This is a genomic window from Mesorhizobium sp. USDA 3734 (assembly GCF_056279665.1).
Map to the genome: position 1 here is coordinate 6,623,757 of NZ_JBWCCW010000001.1, position 15,122 is coordinate 6,638,878.

The 15,122-nt window shown below is 64.7% G+C and carries 12 protein-coding genes; 5 read left to right on the forward strand and 7 right to left on the reverse strand.

Annotation, left to right across the window (positions count from 1 at the left end; all coding sequences use genetic code 11):
- Positions 1-13: 13 nt before the first annotated feature.
- Genes ACZ89F_RS31685 through ACZ89F_RS31695 form a run of 3 tightly spaced genes read right to left on the reverse strand, consistent with a single transcriptional unit; the run spans position 14 to position 2,729 of the window.
- Complete coding sequence (locus ACZ89F_RS31685; protein WP_476096097.1) at positions 14-676, reverse strand: HAD family hydrolase; 663 nt, start codon at positions 674-676, stop codon at positions 14-16.
- Positions 673-1,959: a Tm-1-like ATP-binding domain-containing protein gene (locus tag ACZ89F_RS31690; RefSeq protein WP_476096098.1), complete on the reverse strand. Its 1,287-nt coding sequence runs from the start codon at positions 1,957-1,959 to the stop codon at positions 673-675. The genes ACZ89F_RS31685 and ACZ89F_RS31690 overlap by 4 nt, the downstream gene beginning before the upstream one ends.
- Positions 1,959-2,729 (reverse strand): IclR family transcriptional regulator, encoded by a 771-nt coding sequence (locus ACZ89F_RS31695; protein ID WP_476096099.1) that lies wholly within the window; start codon positions 2,727-2,729, stop codon positions 1,959-1,961. Before ACZ89F_RS31695 ends, ACZ89F_RS31690 begins: the two co-directional genes overlap by 1 nt.
- Positions 2,730-2,886: 157 nt before the next feature.
- Here ACZ89F_RS31695 and ACZ89F_RS31700 point away from each other — a divergent pair, with 157 nt between their 5' ends.
- The 5 genes from ACZ89F_RS31700 (at position 2,887) to ACZ89F_RS31720 (ending at position 8,797) form a co-directional block, all read left to right on the forward strand.
- The gene (locus ACZ89F_RS31700; protein WP_476096100.1) at positions 2,887-4,332 is read left to right on the forward strand and encodes an APC family permease; all 1,446 of its coding nucleotides are present in this window, start codon (positions 2,887-2,889) and stop codon (positions 4,330-4,332) included.
- A gap of 59 nt (positions 4,333-4,391) precedes the next feature.
- On the forward strand, positions 4,392-5,879 hold the full coding sequence (locus ACZ89F_RS31705; RefSeq protein WP_476096101.1) for an aldehyde dehydrogenase: 1,488 nt from the start codon (positions 4,392-4,394) through the stop codon (positions 5,877-5,879).
- A 244-nt stretch (positions 5,880-6,123) separates the two neighbouring features.
- Positions 6,124-6,978 carry a MetQ/NlpA family lipoprotein gene (locus ACZ89F_RS31710; protein WP_476096102.1) on the forward strand — a complete coding sequence of 285 codons (855 nt, stop codon included), beginning with the start codon at positions 6,124-6,126 and terminating at the stop codon, positions 6,976-6,978.
- An 84-nt stretch (positions 6,979-7,062) separates the two neighbouring features.
- Positions 7,063-8,160, forward strand: coding sequence for a methionine ABC transporter ATP-binding protein (locus tag ACZ89F_RS31715; RefSeq protein WP_476096103.1), 1,098 nt, complete (start codon positions 7,063-7,065; stop codon positions 8,158-8,160).
- Positions 8,141-8,797 carry a methionine ABC transporter permease gene (locus ACZ89F_RS31720; protein WP_476096104.1) on the forward strand — a complete coding sequence of 219 codons (657 nt, stop codon included), beginning with the start codon at positions 8,141-8,143 and terminating at the stop codon, positions 8,795-8,797. Before ACZ89F_RS31715 ends, ACZ89F_RS31720 begins: the two co-directional genes overlap by 20 nt.
- A 277-nt stretch (positions 8,798-9,074) precedes the next feature.
- Here the strand turns inward: ACZ89F_RS31720 and ACZ89F_RS31725 are convergent, their stop codons facing one another.
- The 4 genes from ACZ89F_RS31725 to ACZ89F_RS31740 all read right to left on the reverse strand — a co-directional run bounded on the left by ACZ89F_RS31725 (position 9,075) and on the right by ACZ89F_RS31740 (position 15,107).
- Complete coding sequence (locus ACZ89F_RS31725) at positions 9,075-10,208, reverse strand: aminomethyl transferase family protein (RefSeq protein ID WP_476096105.1); 1,134 nt, start codon at positions 10,206-10,208, stop codon at positions 9,075-9,077.
- A gap of 154 nt (positions 10,209-10,362) precedes the next feature.
- On the reverse strand, positions 10,363-11,139 hold the full coding sequence (locus tag ACZ89F_RS31730) for an ABC transporter substrate-binding protein (protein ID WP_476096106.1): 777 nt from the start codon (positions 11,137-11,139) through the stop codon (positions 10,363-10,365).
- Positions 11,140-11,263: 124 nt separating this feature from the next.
- Positions 11,264-13,021, reverse strand: a complete 1,758-nt coding sequence (locus tag ACZ89F_RS31735; RefSeq protein WP_476096107.1) for a hydantoinase B/oxoprolinase family protein — start codon at positions 13,019-13,021, stop codon at positions 11,264-11,266.
- A gap of 1 nt (position 13,022) precedes the next feature.
- Positions 13,023-15,107, reverse strand: a complete 2,085-nt coding sequence (locus ACZ89F_RS31740; RefSeq protein WP_476096108.1) for a hydantoinase/oxoprolinase family protein — start codon at positions 15,105-15,107, stop codon at positions 13,023-13,025.
- Positions 15,108-15,122 lie beyond the last annotated feature (15 nt).

A 15,122-nucleotide genomic window follows, 5' to 3' on the forward strand; every position in this document is an offset into this window, starting at 1 on the left:
CTCCGCAGTGGTCTCAGGGGACGAGGTCGAAATGGCCGAGGGCCTCGGCATAGGAAAGTGCCGGGCGAGCGACGTCGAAATGCACGGTGCGCATGCCGGCGGCACGGCCGCCATCGACATTGCGCTGCTGGTCATCGACGAAGACGCAAGCACCGGCAGGCAGGCCGAGCGCTTCGGTGACGTAGGCATAGGCACGCGGGTCGGGCTTGAGGATGCCGGTATAGGTGGCGTCGACGATTGTATCGAACAGGCCAAGCAGCGGCAGCCGCCGGCGGAAATCAGCGCCGTAGAAGAGGTCGAGTTCGTTGGACAGGATCGCCAGCCGAAAACCGGCTGCATAGACAGCGCGGATGGCGCTGTCGGCTTCGGGCCGCACCACCTTTTCCGGCTCCGCACCGCGCGCCCGCTGGACGAAGGTTTCCATCGCCTGCCAGTCCTCGCCGACCAAACGGCCAACCTCACGGGTGCGCTTGCGCCAATAGTCGCGCTCGCTGATCTCGTCGGCCTGCATCGCGCGCCACAGCGGATCGCTGTCCGGATCGAACGGCCCGCGCCATTGCAGCGTCCCCTCGATGAGGCCGAGCGCCTGTTCGGTCAAGGTGTGGGTCTCGAACAGCGTCCGGGTGACGACGCCGCCGAAATCGAGGACAAGCGCCTGGGCCGGCAGAGCGCTCACGCGGCCACTCCTTTGACCGGCATGCCGCGCGGGATGATGCCTTCCTCGACCCAGCGATCGAATATCTCGAGCGCCTTGCCGACGAAGTCGTCGCTGTTGATGTGGGCGTCGATCTCGTGGAACTCGACCCGCGTGGGAATGGCCTTGCGCATTTCATCGACGAAGGCGGCCAAGGCTTCGGGTTCATAGAGCGGTTCGCCCTGCGTATCCCACTCCTGGATGCCGCCGGTAGGCAGGATGAAGGCTGATCGCCCTTTTGCCGCGCCGAGCTTGGCGGCAATGGTTCTGGCAACCTGGCGGCGGTCGTCGGCATCGACGGTGACCGAACCGATCAGCCTGTTGTGGGCATGAAACGGCCGCGCAGAGAATTTAGCCGGCAAATCCTGCCAGGTCGGCAGGTCGACCATGTCGACGGCGCCGGGCGCGGCGATCTGCGGAATGCCGCGGGCGCCGGCATTCTCCAGCCGGTCGGCGCCAGAACTGACGACGGAGCCGGCGAGATGGTTGGTGATTTCCTGCAGGCTGAAGTCGAACACCGCGCAGAAATGCCCCTGTCCGGCGATCGATTCGAAGGCGCGGCCGCCCATTCCGGTGGTGTGGAAGACGGCAACGTCATAGCCGCGCTGCTCCAGCGCCGGCTTCAGCGTCTTCATGTAGCGCAGGCAACTGCTGCCGAGCGAGGTCATGCCGATGGTCGGCCCGATGGCGGGAGTCGTGGCGCGTGACGCAAGCGCGATCCTGGCCGCGCCGACAACCGCGCCGCAGGCCTGCGACAGGACCAGCTTGCAGATGCTGTTGAGGCCGTACAGTCCACCCGCCCACAGGATCATCATCAGGTCGGGCGCGACACGCTCGGGCGGGACGAGGTGCGAATAGGCGATGGTCGAGACGACGAATTTCGGCACGCCGAGCGGCAGGCACAGCGCCACGTCGAGAGCCAGGTCGGTCCCCATCGAGCCGCCAATGGCGATGAAGGCATCGATCTCGCCGTTTTGATGGAGCTTGCGCGCCAGTTGCACGGCGCCGCCGGCCATCAGCGTCATGGCGGTGTTCTCGTCGCCGCTCGAGACGATTTCTTCGATCGTCACATCCACGGCGCGGGCAACGGCATGCTTGTCGTGATCCGGGCTGTAGGGCGGGTCGCCCAGCACGCTGACATCCATCATCACGGCGCTGCCACCCGATGCCTCGATGCACTGCTTCATGAACCGCAGCTCGTCGGCCTTGGTGTCTCCGGTGCCGATGACCAGGATGCGGGGCGCCGTTGCCGTCTCTGCAGACATCACGCCTGCCTCCTTAGGGTTTGCAAATTGTCGCCGTTGAGGCGCACCGAAATCTCCCGTGCCGCTTCCATCACCGCAAGTCCCCGTTCCGTGATCGCCGCAGCCGTTGTCCTGGCCTTCGGCGCGGCCACCGCGATCGTGCCGAGCGCAAAGCCGTCAGCCGCACGGATTGCCGCCGCGACGCTGATGACACCTTCCTCGAAACCCTGGTCGCAGATCGAATAGCCGCGATCGCGCGTCTCGCCCACGGATCTGGAAATGGCCTCCGGTTCGACCAGCGTATGCGCCGTGAAGGCGTCGAGCGCACCCGCCAGGCATGCCTTGACGGTCTCGTCGCGGGCGAAGGCCAGATAGGCGATGCCGGAAGCGGTCGAATGCAGCGGCAGAAGCTGGCCGATATCGACATTGACCCGGTTTGCCCGTGCCGGATGTTCGACATGGACAGTGACCAGCGTTTCGACGCCGAATTCCGACAGATGCACGGTCTCGGCCGTCGATGCCGCGAGATCCCGCACCAGGGGAACCGCCGTCTGCAGGAAGGGAAAGCGGGCTTCACGGATGCGCGCCAGCCGCGACAGGCCAGCGCCGAGGCGATAGTGCCGCGTGCCGGTATCCTGCTCGACGAAACCGTGGCCGGTCAACGCCATCAGCAACCGCCGCGTCGTCGCCTTGTCGAAGCCCGAGCGGCGCGCCAGATCGGACAGGCCGAGCTCGGGCTCGTCGACGGTGAACTGCTCCAGAAGTGAGATCGCTTTTCCGACCGTACCCAAATTTGCCTCCCAGCGCGGGACAATCAATTAACGTGTGAATTAACTTGACAGGCATCGGCTTTGTTTGCAAGTCTATATTCAAAATAATGGTTCAAATAATGAACCGACCACCAGAGTGCATGGGACAGGCCATTCGGCCGGCAAATAGGAGGGACCAATGTCAGCAGTTTCGGAACAGGCGCCGGCCAACAGGCTGCGCAAGAACAGTCTTGGCGTCGGCGCCATCACCTTCATGGTGATTTCGGCGGCGGCACCCCTTACCGCGGTCGCCGGCGGCACGCCGCTCGGCATGCTGATGGGCAATGGCGCCGGCTTTGCCGGCACCTATCTCGTCGTCACCATCCTGCTGCTGCTGTTCGCGGTCGGCTATGTCACCATGTCGCGCCATGTCGGCAATGCCGGCGCCTTCTACGCCTATGCGGCACGCGGGCTGGGCGGCCTGGCCGGCGGCGCCACGGCGCTGATCGCCATCCTGTCCTACAATGCCATGCAGATCGGCGTCATGGGCCTGCTCGGTGCCGCAACCGCCGGCCTGTTCGCCGGCTGGGGCATCAATTTGCCCTGGTGGGTGTGGAGCTTCATCGCCATCGCGCTGGTCGCCGTGCTCGGCTATCGCCAGGTCGATCTGTCGGCCAAGATCCTGACGGTGCTGGTGCTGTGCGAATATCTGGTGGTGCTGGTCCTCGACATCGCCATCCTCAAGACCGGTGGCGACAGCGGCCTGTCGGCGGCGCCGTTCAGCTGGAGCCAGATCACGTCAGGCGCACCGGCCATCGCCATCCTGTTCTGCTTCGCCGCCTTCATCGGTTTCGAGGCGACGACCATCTATGCCGAGGAAGCCCGCGACCCCGAGGTCACGGTTCCGCGCGCGACCTATTTCTCCGTCCTGCTGATCGGCGTCTTCTACATGCTCACGGCATGGCTGATGGCTGTCGGCGCCGGTGTCGACAAATTGCTGCCGACGCTGCAGGGCTTGCCGGATCCGACGACCTTCCTGTTCGGCCTGTCCGATCGCTACGCCGGAACGATGCTGTCGCAGGCGATGAGCATCCTGTTCGTGTCGAGCCTGTTTGCCGGCGTGCTGGCGTTCCATAATGCGGTGGCCCGCTACATCTATGTCTCGGGCCGCGAGAAGCTGTTGCCGCAGACGATCGGCGTGACGCATTCCGTGCACCAGAGCCCGCATGTCGCCTCCGTCATCCAGAGCGTGCTCGCCGCCGTCGTCGTCGGGCTGTTCGCCGTGCTTGGCCTCGATCCGGTGCTGGCGCTGTTTTCGTGGCTGACCAATGTCGCGACGCTCGGCGTCATCGTGATGATGGCGGTGGCGTCGCTCGCCGTGGTGATGTTCTTCCGCGCCAACCCGGCCCAGGAGAACGCGCTGAAGACCACCATCCTGCCCGGGCTGACCTTCATCGCTTTCGTCGTCATCATCTACCTGATCGTCATCAATTTCGGCGGCCTGTCGGGTGCCAGCGGCGTCCTCGGCGTGTTCCTGCCCGGGCTGGTGCTGATTGCGGCTGTCGTCGGACTGCTGCTGGCCAGCGCGCTGAAGAGCCGCGATCCCACAGCCTTCGAAAACCTCGGCCAACCGCTGAGAGATTGAGAAAAGCAAGGGGGCGGGTTACGCCGCTCTCCTGCATGTTTCCTTGAGGTGAGAGCACAATGATCAGTCAGAATGCCATCGACGCGCTGCGCACGATCGAGATCGGCGCGCGGGGCCTGTTCATCGATGGCGCACCGACCGAGGGCACGGAAGGTGCAAGCCTGACGGTGACATCGCCGATCGACGGCCGGCCTTTCGCCAGCATCGCCGACGGCAACGCCGCCGACATCGATCGTGCGGTAAAGTCGGCGCGCAGGGCGTTCGAGAAGGGGGCGTGGTCGCGCTCGGCACCGGCCTTTCGCAAGAAGGTGCTGACGCGGTTCGCCGAGCTAGTCGAAAAGCATGCCGACGAACTCGCCGTGCTCGGCGTGCGCGACAACGGCACCGAGATCGGCATGGCCTACAAGGCCGAACCGCTCTCGGCGGCCGGCACCATCCGCCACTATGCCGAAGCGATCGACAAGGTCTATGGCGAGATCGCACCGACAGCCGACACTGTGCTCGGGCTGATCCACAAGGAGCCGCTCGGTGTCGTCGGCATCATCGTGCCGTGGAATTTTCCGCTGATGATCGGCGCCTGGAAGATCGCACCAGCTCTGGCCGCCGGCAATTGCGTGGTGGTCAAGCCGCCGGAGATCGCTTCGCTGACGCTGCTGCGGCTGGCGGAACTCGCCAGCGAGGCCGGGCTTCCCGCCGGCGTGCTCAACGTCGTCACCGGGCGTGGTTCGGTCACCGGCGCGGCGCTCGGCCTGCACATGGATATCGACGCCATCGCCTTCACCGGCTCGGGACCGGTCGGCCGGCGGCTGCTCGAATATTCCGCGCGCTCCAATCTGAAGCGCGTCTTCCTCGAACTCGGCGGCAAGTCGCCCAACATCGTCTTTGCCGACGCCCCGGACCTGAAGCAGGCGGCGGTCGTCTCGGCCAATGGCATCTTCCGCAATTCCGGCCAGGTCTGCGTCGCGGGCTCGCGCCTCCTCGTCCAGGCGCCGGTCTATGACCGCTTCATGGATGAACTTCTCCAGGCAACCACGCGGCTGAAGGTCGGCGACCCGCTCGATCTCACCAGCGACGTCGGCGCCGTGTCGAGCGCCGAACAGCTGAACAAGAATCTCAGCTTCGTCACCAGGGCCACGGAAGAAGGCGCCCGTCTCGTCACCGGCGGCGAACGAATCCTGACTGAGACCGGCGGCAGCTACATGGCGCCGACCATCTTCGAGAATGTCACGCAAGGCATGCAGCTGGCGCGCGAGGAGGTGTTCGGGCCGGTACTCGGCGTCATGCGCTTCGAGACCGAGGAGGAGGCGGTGCGCCTTGCCAATTCGACCGTCTACGGGCTTGCCTCGGCGGTTTGGACCGCCAACCTCTCCACCGCGCATCGCATGGTGCGCGCCATCAATGCCGGCGTCGTCCACGTCAACACCTATGGCGGCGCCGACATCACCGTGCCGCTCGGCGGCGTCAAGCAGTCCGGCTTCGGCCGCGACAAGTCGCTGCACGCTTTGGAGAAATATCTGGAACTCAAGACGGCCTGGATCGCGCTTTGAGGACCTCTTGGGTGGCCTGAGAATCTGACTGTCGTCCCGAGACCACCGCATCGCAGCGCAGCTCGCCGCAGTCGATCCGATGGCGTCTTGTGCTCTCGTCCTTGAAATTTTTGAGAGAATATTCCCGGCTTGGACGAGAACGGCGAAACACGTTCTTTGATATAATCGATAGAATTTCTGATGATGTGACCAAGGCTAGGCAATCCGCCTGGCTGCCATGACTTCACAACCGCAGAGATCAATCATGTCCGACTTCAAGAACACTTTGCCATCTTCCCTTTGGTCAACCGTCAACCGGCGCAGCGGCCTTGCTCTGCTGTTCGCATCGGCCGTCGCGATCGGCAGCCTGATGGCGCCGAACACGTCGCTCGCCGAGGACAAGAAGGCGATCAAGGTCGGTATCATCAGCGGCGAGGACGAGGATGTCTGGCGCGTCGTCGTCACCCAGGCGGCCGAAAAGGGCCTCGCCATCGAGACCGTGGTGTTCAACGACTACACCCAACCCAACGAGGCGCTCGAGCGCGGCGAGATCGATGCCAACGCTTTCCAGCACCAGCCCTATCTCGACAACCAGATCAAGACGCAGGGCTACCACATCGTGCGCGTCGGCTATACCGGCGTCTGGCCGATCGGCCTCTACTCGAAGAAGTACAAAGAGGTCGCCGACCTGCCCGAGGGCGCGGTGATCGGCGTGCCGAACGACCCTTCCAATGAAGGCCGGGCGCTGCGCGTGCTGCAGAATGAGGGCGTGATCAAGTTGAAGGACGGCACCGGCATTCTGGCCACCACCGCCGACATCGCCGAGAACGCGAAGAAGGTGGTGATCAAGGAGCTCGACGCCGGTATTGTCGGCCGCTCGGTCGAGGATCTCGATGCGGCCGTGGTCAACACCGACTGGGCGCTAAAAAGCGGCCTGTCGCCAGAAAACCGCATCGCGCAGGAACCGATCGCCGACAATCCGTACCGCAACTTCATCGCGGTGAAGGTCGGCAATGAAAACGAGGCCTGGGTGAAGACGTTGGTCGCCTCCTATCAGAACGAGGCGGTGAAGGCTGAGTTCGACAAGGTCTACAAGGGCACTGGCCTCAGCGCCTATTGATCCGACCGGAAGCCCGGTTCGAGAGCAACAGCGGTCCGCGCTCAGGCGCGGGCCGCGATTGCGTTTTCGGGAACAGGAACATTCATGAACCAGCATATCACGGCACCCGGGGACATCGCCGATCCGACCCACGCCCGGCCCGAGGCGTCTCAGGATGTCGTGCGCCTTGTCGACCTGAAGCGCCGCTTCGGTGTGACGGCGGCGCTCGACGGTGTGTCGTTGACGGTGCGCAAGGGCGAGATCCTTGGCATCATCGGCCGCAGCGGCGCCGGCAAGTCGACGCTGATCCGCTGCCTGAACGGTTTGGAACGGCCTGACTCCGGTGAGGTGTTCATCGAAGGCCGCGAGATCAGCCGGCTTGGCGAGCGCGACCTGCAGCCGCTGCGGCGGCGCATCGGCATGATCTTCCAGCATTTCAACCTGCTGTCGGCCAAGACCGTCGAAGACAATGTGGCGCTGCCGCTGAAGATCGAGGGCCGCCCTAAAGCCGAGCGACTGAAGCGCGCCGCCGAACTGCTCGATCTCGTCGGCCTGTCGGAGAAAGCCAAGGCCTATCCAGCGTCGCTGTCGGGCGGCCAGAAGCAGCGCGTCGGCATTGCCAGGGCGCTTGCGGCGCGCCCGGCGCTGCTTTTGTCGGACGAGGCCACCTCGGCGCTCGATCCGGAGACGACGCGCTCCATCCTTGCCTTGCTCAAAGACATCAACCGTCAGCTTGGCCTGACCATCCTTTTGATCACCCATGAGATGGAGGTGATCCGTTCGATCGCCGACCGCGTTGCGGTGATCGACGCCGGGCGCATCGTCGAGGAGGGGCCGGTCTGGTCGGTGTTCGCCGACCCACGCTCGGACATCACCAAAAGCCTGCTCGGCGCCATCCGGCCGCAGCTGCCGGCCGAGCTGGCGGCCCGGCTGCTGCCGGCGGCCGGCGCCGAGACGATCCTGCGCGTGGACGTGGCCGGCGAGGCGGCGCGAGCCCCGCTGCTGTCCGACCTTGCCACGGCGGTTCCAGGCGCCTTCCGCCTCGTCCATGGCGGCATCGACCATATCCAGCAGCAGCCAGTGGGCACGCTGTTCCTGTCTGTTCCCGGCAGCGATGCAAATCATCTCGCTGACATCATCACATTCCTGAAGGCCCGCCAGGCGCGGGTGGAGGTGCTTGGCCATGTCGCCAATCCTGTTTGAGCTTCTGCTGCGTTCGATCTGGGAGACGGTGCTGATGACGGCCGCGTCCGGCCTGATCTCGCTGGTGTTCGGCCTGCCGCTCGGCTTGGCATTGATTGCCACCGAACGCGGCGGCATTGCCGAAAGCCTGTGGGTGAACCGCGTGCTTGGCGCCGTCATCAACGGCTTCCGCTCGGTGCCCTTCATCATCCTTCTGGTGGCGCTGATCCCAGTGACGCGACTGATCGTCGGCACCTCGATCGGCACATGGGCGGCCATCGTGCCGCTGTCGATCGCCGCCACGCCCTATTATGCGCGCATCGCCGAAGTGTCGCTGCGCGAGGTCGACCGCGGCTTGATCGAAGCAGCGCGCGCCATGGGCGGCAACCGCTGGACGATCATCCGCGAAGTGCTGGTGCCCGAAGCGCTGCCCGGTATCGTCGCCGGTTTCACCGTAACGCTGGTGACGCTGATCGGCGCCTCGGCGATGGCCGGCGCCATCGGCGCGGGCGGGCTCGGCGACCTCGCCATCCGCTATGGCTATCAGCGGTTTGAGACATCCGTGATGATCGCCGTGGTGATCGTGCTGATCATCCTGGTCTGCGGCATCCAATGGGTGGGGGACAGGCTAGTGGCGAGGTTGGATCGAAGAGGGTGAGCCGACCGGTAGTTGGGCTTGGGCGAGGCTTCCCCAACTTCGTCATCCACGGGCGGAGCAGCCGCGAAGCGGCGTCGCGGAGACCCGAGGATCCATGCCGCGACCTTGCCCAAGGGATGCAGCGGAGCAGAATTCTGCACCGTGGCGATGCGTTGGAGTCGCGGCATGGATCCTCGGGTCTACGCCGCGTCGCTACGCTCCTTGCTCCGCCCGTGGATGACGAAGTGAAGGGCGTTTCGGCCAGTCGCCAAGGCATGCCGTCCATCGGCGCAAGCGTCTAAGCCCTCAACCTAGCCCCTTCCGGATCGAAGAACGGGATCGGCGCCACGACCGCGCGTGTCGGCACGCCGTCGATGACGATGCTGAGCTCGGTGCCGACAGCGGTAAAAGGCAGCCGCAGATGCGCGGTGGCCAGCACCTTGCCGAGGGAATAGCCGTGGTCGCTGTAGGTGACCACGCCGGCGTCCTCGCCATCAGCGGCCCGAACCCTGGCATCGGTCGCGGCTGGCTTGTCGCCGTCGAGGATCAGCCCGGCCCATTGCTCGTCGAGGCCCTTGTCGCGGACCTTGAGCAGCGCTTCGCGGCCGACGAAATCGCCCTTGTCGAACTTGATCCAGCGGTCGAGGCCGACATGGAACGGCGTGCGGCTCTCGTCCATGTCGATGCCATGCGCCGGATAGGCCTTTTCCAACCCGAGCGTGAACATCGCCAGCACGCCATAGGGTTTCAGGCCAAAGTCACGGCCGGTCCGCATCAGCGCCTCCCAGACTGAGGCCGCCTCGTCGGCCGGCACGAACAGTTCGAAGCCGAGTTCACCGGTGACACCAGTGCGCGAGATCAGCACCCGCGTGCCGTTGATATGGCCTGACGTGAACGACCAGCGCTTCAGCCCGTCCAGATCGGCATCCGCAACCAGCGCCTTCAGCAATTCGCGCGAGCGCGGGCCCTGGATTGTCGGGAAAGCGATGGCGGCGGTGATGTCGGTGACATAGGCCTTGCGACCCCCGGCATGATGCAGCAGCCAAGGCAGTATCTTAAGGCGGTTGACCGAGCCGGTCACCAGCATGAAATGCTCCGGCGCCAGGCGGAACACGGTAAGATCGTCCATGATGCCGCCATCCTCGCGGCAGACCGTGGAATAGCGGACCTGGCCCGGCTTCATCGCAGCGGCGTCATTGACGATGACATGGTTGACCAGCGCCTCGGCGTCCGGCCCCTTGATGTCCATCTTGCCCATGGTGCTGAGATCCTGCACGCCGACATTTTTGCGGGTGTTCAGATGCTCGTCGGCAATGCTGGAATAATATTTGGCCGAGATGAAATCGCCGCCGACACGACCCATGGTCGCGCCCAGTCCGACGATGCTGCTGTAGAAAGGGGAGCGTCGCTCAACCAAGGAAGTCTCCATCATTCATTGCGATCCAGAGACCGTTTCGAAATTCGCTCTGGCGAGTCATATGATGGTGGTTTCGAGAACCGGAGCGCAGCGGACATTCAGGTCCGTGAGCACCGGAAGCGCAGAAAACGCCTTCAGATGGCCGCCAGAGTAGAGTTTCCAAACGGTCTCAGCTGCCGTAGACGTCGAAGGAAAAGTACTTGTCGTTGATTTCCTTGTACTTGCCATTGGCGCGCAGCGCGTCGATGGCCGCATTGAGCTTGTCGGTCAGCTCCTTGTTGCCCTTCTGCAGCGCGATGCCGACGCCGGGGCCATGAATGGCCGGATCGGCCGTCAGCGTGCCGAGCAGCTTGCAGCAGGCGCCGTCGGGCTTCTTCAGCCATTCGGTCAGGATGATCGAGCCGTCCATCATCGCGTCAAGGCGGCCATTGGCCATGTCGGTGCGGGCGTCGTCGCCGGTCGGATAGGCCTTGACGGTCGAGCCTGTGTATTTCTGCTCGGCGAATTTCTGATGGATGGTCGCGGTCTGCACGCCGAGCGCCTTGCCTTTCAGGTCGTCCGGCGAGGTGCCTGATATGGTCGAATCCTTCGGCACGGCGATGGCCGGCGGCGTCTGGTAGTATTTGTGGGTGAACTCGACCTTCTCGGCCCGCTCGGGCGTGATGGTGATGTTGATGATCGCGTCGAACTTGCCGGCTTGCAGCGCCGGTATGGAACCATCGAAATCCTGCACGCTGAACTCACACTCGGCCTTCATCTCAGCACACAGCGCCTTGCCGAGGTCGATGTCGAAGCCACCCAGCGTACCGTCGGCACTGGCGTAATTGAAGGGCGGATAGGCGCCTTCGGTACCGATCCTGAGTTTTTTGTCCTGGGCGGAAGCCGCGCCCGTGGCAAGGGTGAGAGCGACGGAAGCGGCAAGCACGAAACGACCGAAAAGACGCATGTTCGAGATCTCCGTTGACCGGAGAAGTCTACGGGCTTTCATGCCCCCGGCGGAGACGGAAACGACATGCGCTGCGGCGATCGCGGCGCGGCGAGCGGACCAAGCCCTCACGATTGGTGGTGCGTTAGCCGGCGCGCTGCTTGTTCGTCGCCGTCCGGTCGATGGCGAGTTCGCCTGCCGAGAGGACAACGCCAAATTTTTCGCTGGCTTCCTCGACCGTATAGTAACCCAACGCCACGTCGCGCAGCACCAGATTCGGATCGCGCTCCAGCGGATTGCCATAGCCGCCGCCGCCCGGCGTGCCGACGCGCACGCGGTCGCCGGCCTTGAGCGCGATATCCTGCTCCTTGGACAGGTGCGGCGGGACGTGTTCCTCACCGTTGCGGAAGACGGCCACCGTGTTGACCGCGCCGTCCTTGCCGCCGAGCGCGCCTTGCGGACCGAAACGGCCGTGATCCATGACGAAGGAGGCACGAGCGTCGCCACGCAGGATCTCGACCTCATAGGCGAGGCCAAAGCCGCCGCGATGCTTGCCGGCGCCGCCCGAGCCTTCGCGCAGGGCATAGTGGCGGTAGAGCACGGGAAAGGCCTGCTCCATGATCTCGACCGGCGGCGATTTGGAGATGCCGATGGTCGAGCAGCCATTGGTCAGCCCGTCATGACCCGAATTGCCGCCATAGCCGCCGCCGGAGATCTGGTACATGACGTAATCGCGGCCGCGCGCCGGATCGTTGCCGCCGAGCGCGAAATTGCCGCTGGAGCCGGCGGGCGCCGCCGTCACCTTGTCGGGCAGCGCCTGCACCATGGCCGCGAACACTGCCTCGGCGATGCGCTGGGAAACCTCGGCGGCGCAACCCGATACGGGGCGCGGATATTTGGCGTCGAGGAAGGTGCCTTCCGGCCGCTTGACGATCAATGGCTCGAAAGCGCCGGCGCTGATCGGCACATCGGGGAAAATGTGGCGCATGGCAAGATAGACCGAGGACAAGGTGGTCGCCAGCACGCTGTTCATCGGTCCGGCGCAGGGTTTTGACGAGCCGGTGAAATCGAAGGTCAGCGTGTCGCCCTGCTTCTCGACGGCGAGCGCGATGGTCAGCGGCTCGTTGACCACACCGTCGGAATCGACAAAGGCCTTCGAGCGGTAGGTGCCGTCGGGGATGGCCGCTATGTTGGCGCGCATCTGTTCGGCGGCGCGGCGGCGCAGTTCGGCGATCGCCTCGACAACAGTTTCGTTCCCGTAACGATCCAGGATTCCGTTGAGCCGGTCCTGGCCGATCAGCAGCGCCGCAGCCTGGGCCCTGATGTCGCCGATGCGCTGGTCGGCAACGCGGATGTTGGAGCAGATGATGGCGTAGATCTCCGGATCGAGCACGCCCTTCTTGAACAGTTTGACAGGCGGCAGCCGCAGGCCTTCCTGCTCGACCGCGGTCGCCGAGGCCGAAAACCCGCCCGGCACCGAGCCGCCAATGTCGGGCCAGTGGCCGGTGTTGGACAGCCAGCAGAAAATCTTTCCGTCCCGGTAGACCGGCATGGCAAAGCGCACATCCATCAGATGGGTGCCGCCGAGATAGGGGTCGTTGACGATGTAGATGTCGCCCGGCTCGGGCGGCAGGCAGCGGCCATCGGCGATCATCTCGATCACCGTCCTGGTCGAATACTGCATGACACCGACGAACACCGGCAGGCCCTGGCTGCCTTGCGCGATCAGCGCACCGTCGAGCGCCGAATAGATGCCGTCGGAGCGGTCATTGGCCTCGGCGATGACGGGCGAGAAGGCGGCGCGCGAAAAGGTCAGGTCCATCTCGTCGCAGACCTGCTGCAGGGCCGCCTGGAGGACCGAGAGCGTGATGGCGTCGAGTTTTGCCCTGTCAAGATTTGGCATCTCAGGCCTCGCCGATGTCGATGATGATGTTGCCGTCGGCGTCGCAGCGTGCGCGGTCGCCGGGTTCGAGCACGGTGGTGGCGTCCATCTGTTCGAGGATCGCCGGCCCTTCGATTTCAGCGTCGAGCGGCAGCTTTTCGCGTGCGTATACCGGTGTGTCGTGCCAGCGTCCGCCATACCAGACCGGCCGGATTTCGCGCCGCGCCTCGTCGAGCGTTGTTGCGCGTCCCGCCGGGTCGATCAGCCGTGACAGGTCGATCGCCGGGCGCACGCCGGTCACCGAGGTGTTGAGATTGACGAGGTTGGCGCGGATTTCCGGCAACTCGACCTTGAAGCGGGCGAAATAGGCCTTTTCGAAAAGCTGCTGAAGCGTTGCCCGCGTCACCGATGAGGACGGCAGCGCCACGTTGATGATGTGGGTCTGGCCGACGAACTGCATGTCGGCGGAGTGGGTGACGCGGATCGTCTCCGGCTTCACCGCTTCCTTGCCGATCAGCTCTTCACCTTCGTTTCGGTGCCGTTCCAATACAGCGTGAAGCTGCGTTTCGTCGAGCACCGCCACTGGCTGGTTGATGGTGTTGACGAAGTCGTGGCGCAGATCGGCGACGACGCAGCCGAGCGCGTTGGTGATGCCTGGACGCGCCGGCACCAGCACCCGGGGCAGGCCGAGTTCGCGCGCCAGCGCGGTCGCATGCAGCGGCCCGGCGCCGCCAAAGGCAAACAGCGCGAAATCGCGCGGGTCATGGCCACGTGAAACCGAGACCATGCGGATAGCGCCGGCCATCTTCATGTTGCCGAGCCGCAGGACCGCACCGGCCGCCTCGACGCCGGACAGGCCGGTCGCCTTGCCGATCTTGTCGGCGAAGATGCCGGTGACGCGCTCTGTTGTGACCGGGTTTTCGACCGCCAGCAGCTTCTTCGGCGCCAGCCGGCCGAGCACCAGATTGGCGTCGGTGATGGTCGGCTCCACGCCGCCGCGCCCGTAGCAGATCGGGCCAGGATTGGCGCCGGCACTTTCCGGGCCGATCTGGATCAGGCCAGCCGCATCGACACGGGCGATCGAGCCGCCGCCGGCGCCGACCGTGTGCACCGCCACCATCGGCACATGGATCGGCATGGCATATTCGATCTCGATCTCGTTCGAAACAGCCGGCTCGGCATTGCGGATCAGCGCCACGTCGGTCGAGGTGCCGCCCATGTCGTAGGTGACGAGGTTTTCAAAGCCTGCGCGCTTTCCCGTATAGGCGGCGGCGATGACGCCCGAGGCCGGACCGGACATGACCGTCTTGGCCGATTCACGGGTGACGAAGCGGGCCGAGATCATGCCGCCATTGCCGTTCATGATCAGGAAGTCGCGGGCATAGCCTTTTGCAGCCAGTTCCTTGCGCAGCCGTTCGACATAGCGCTCGAGGATCGGCTGCACGGAGGCATTGACCGAAGCGGTGACGCCGCGCTCGAATTCGCGCGCTTCCGACAGCAGTGCGTGGCCTGCCGTGATGTAGCCGTTCGGCCAGAGTTCGGCGGCGATTTCGGCGGCGCGCCGCTCATGCGCCGGGTTGGCGTAGGAATGCAGGAAATGGATGACGAGGGATTCGCAGCCCGCCGCGATCAGCGTCTTCACCGCCTCGCGCATTTCGGCCTCGTCGAGCGGCGTGCGTATCGCGCCTGAAGCCTCGACGCGCTCCGACACTTCGAGCCTGAGATTGCGCGGGATGATCGGCACGAAGCTGCCGGTCATGCCATAAGCCTGCGGCCGCGTGCGCCGGCCAAGCTCGATCACGTCGCGAAAGCCGCGCGTGGTGATCATGCCGGTTTTCGCCAGCCGGCGCTCCAGCACCGCATTGGTGGTGGTGGTGGTGCCATGCACGATGAGGTCGATGCCGTCGATCGGAAATCCGGTGGCGCCGAGTGCCGAAACGACGCCGAACGCCTGGTTGTCGACCGTGGTCGGAGTCTTGGCTAGATACACCCTGCCGCCATCGCGTCCGTCGATCAGGAGCAGGTCGGTGAAGGTGCCGCCGACATCGATACCGGCAACGACATTTCCCTGGGAATCGCGCGCTTGCGCCGAAAAATTCTCTTCCATCGTCGAAACCCGAAA

Bases quoted from the DNA above. Each gene is read 5' to 3' on its own strand.
- ACZ89F_RS31740 (WP_476096108.1), bottom strand. From the start codon at position 15,107: ATGGAAGAGAATTTTTCGGCGCAAGCGCGCGATTCCCAGGGAAATGTC.
- ACZ89F_RS31700 (WP_476096100.1), top strand. From the start codon at position 2,887: ATGTCAGCAGTTTCGGAACAGGCGCCGGCCAACAGGCTGCGCAAGAAC.
- ACZ89F_RS31690 (WP_476096098.1), bottom strand. From the start codon at position 1,959: ATGTCTGCAGAGACGGCAACGGCGCCCCGCATCCTGGTCATCGGCACC.
- ACZ89F_RS31735 (WP_476096107.1), bottom strand. From the start codon at position 13,021: ATGCCAAATCTTGACAGGGCAAAACTCGACGCCATCACGCTCTCGGTC.
- ACZ89F_RS31725 (WP_476096105.1), bottom strand. From the start codon at position 10,208: ATGATGGAGACTTCCTTGGTTGAGCGACGCTCCCCTTTCTACAGCAGC.
- ACZ89F_RS31715 (WP_476096103.1), top strand. From the start codon at position 7,063: ATGAACCAGCATATCACGGCACCCGGGGACATCGCCGATCCGACCCAC.
- ACZ89F_RS31705 (WP_476096101.1), top strand. From the start codon at position 4,392: ATGATCAGTCAGAATGCCATCGACGCGCTGCGCACGATCGAGATCGGC.
- ACZ89F_RS31730 (WP_476096106.1), bottom strand. From the start codon at position 11,139: ATGCGTCTTTTCGGTCGTTTCGTGCTTGCCGCTTCCGTCGCTCTCACC.
- ACZ89F_RS31710 (WP_476096102.1), top strand. From the start codon at position 6,124: ATGTCCGACTTCAAGAACACTTTGCCATCTTCCCTTTGGTCAACCGTC.
- ACZ89F_RS31720 (WP_476096104.1), top strand. From the start codon at position 8,141: ATGTCGCCAATCCTGTTTGAGCTTCTGCTGCGTTCGATCTGGGAGACG.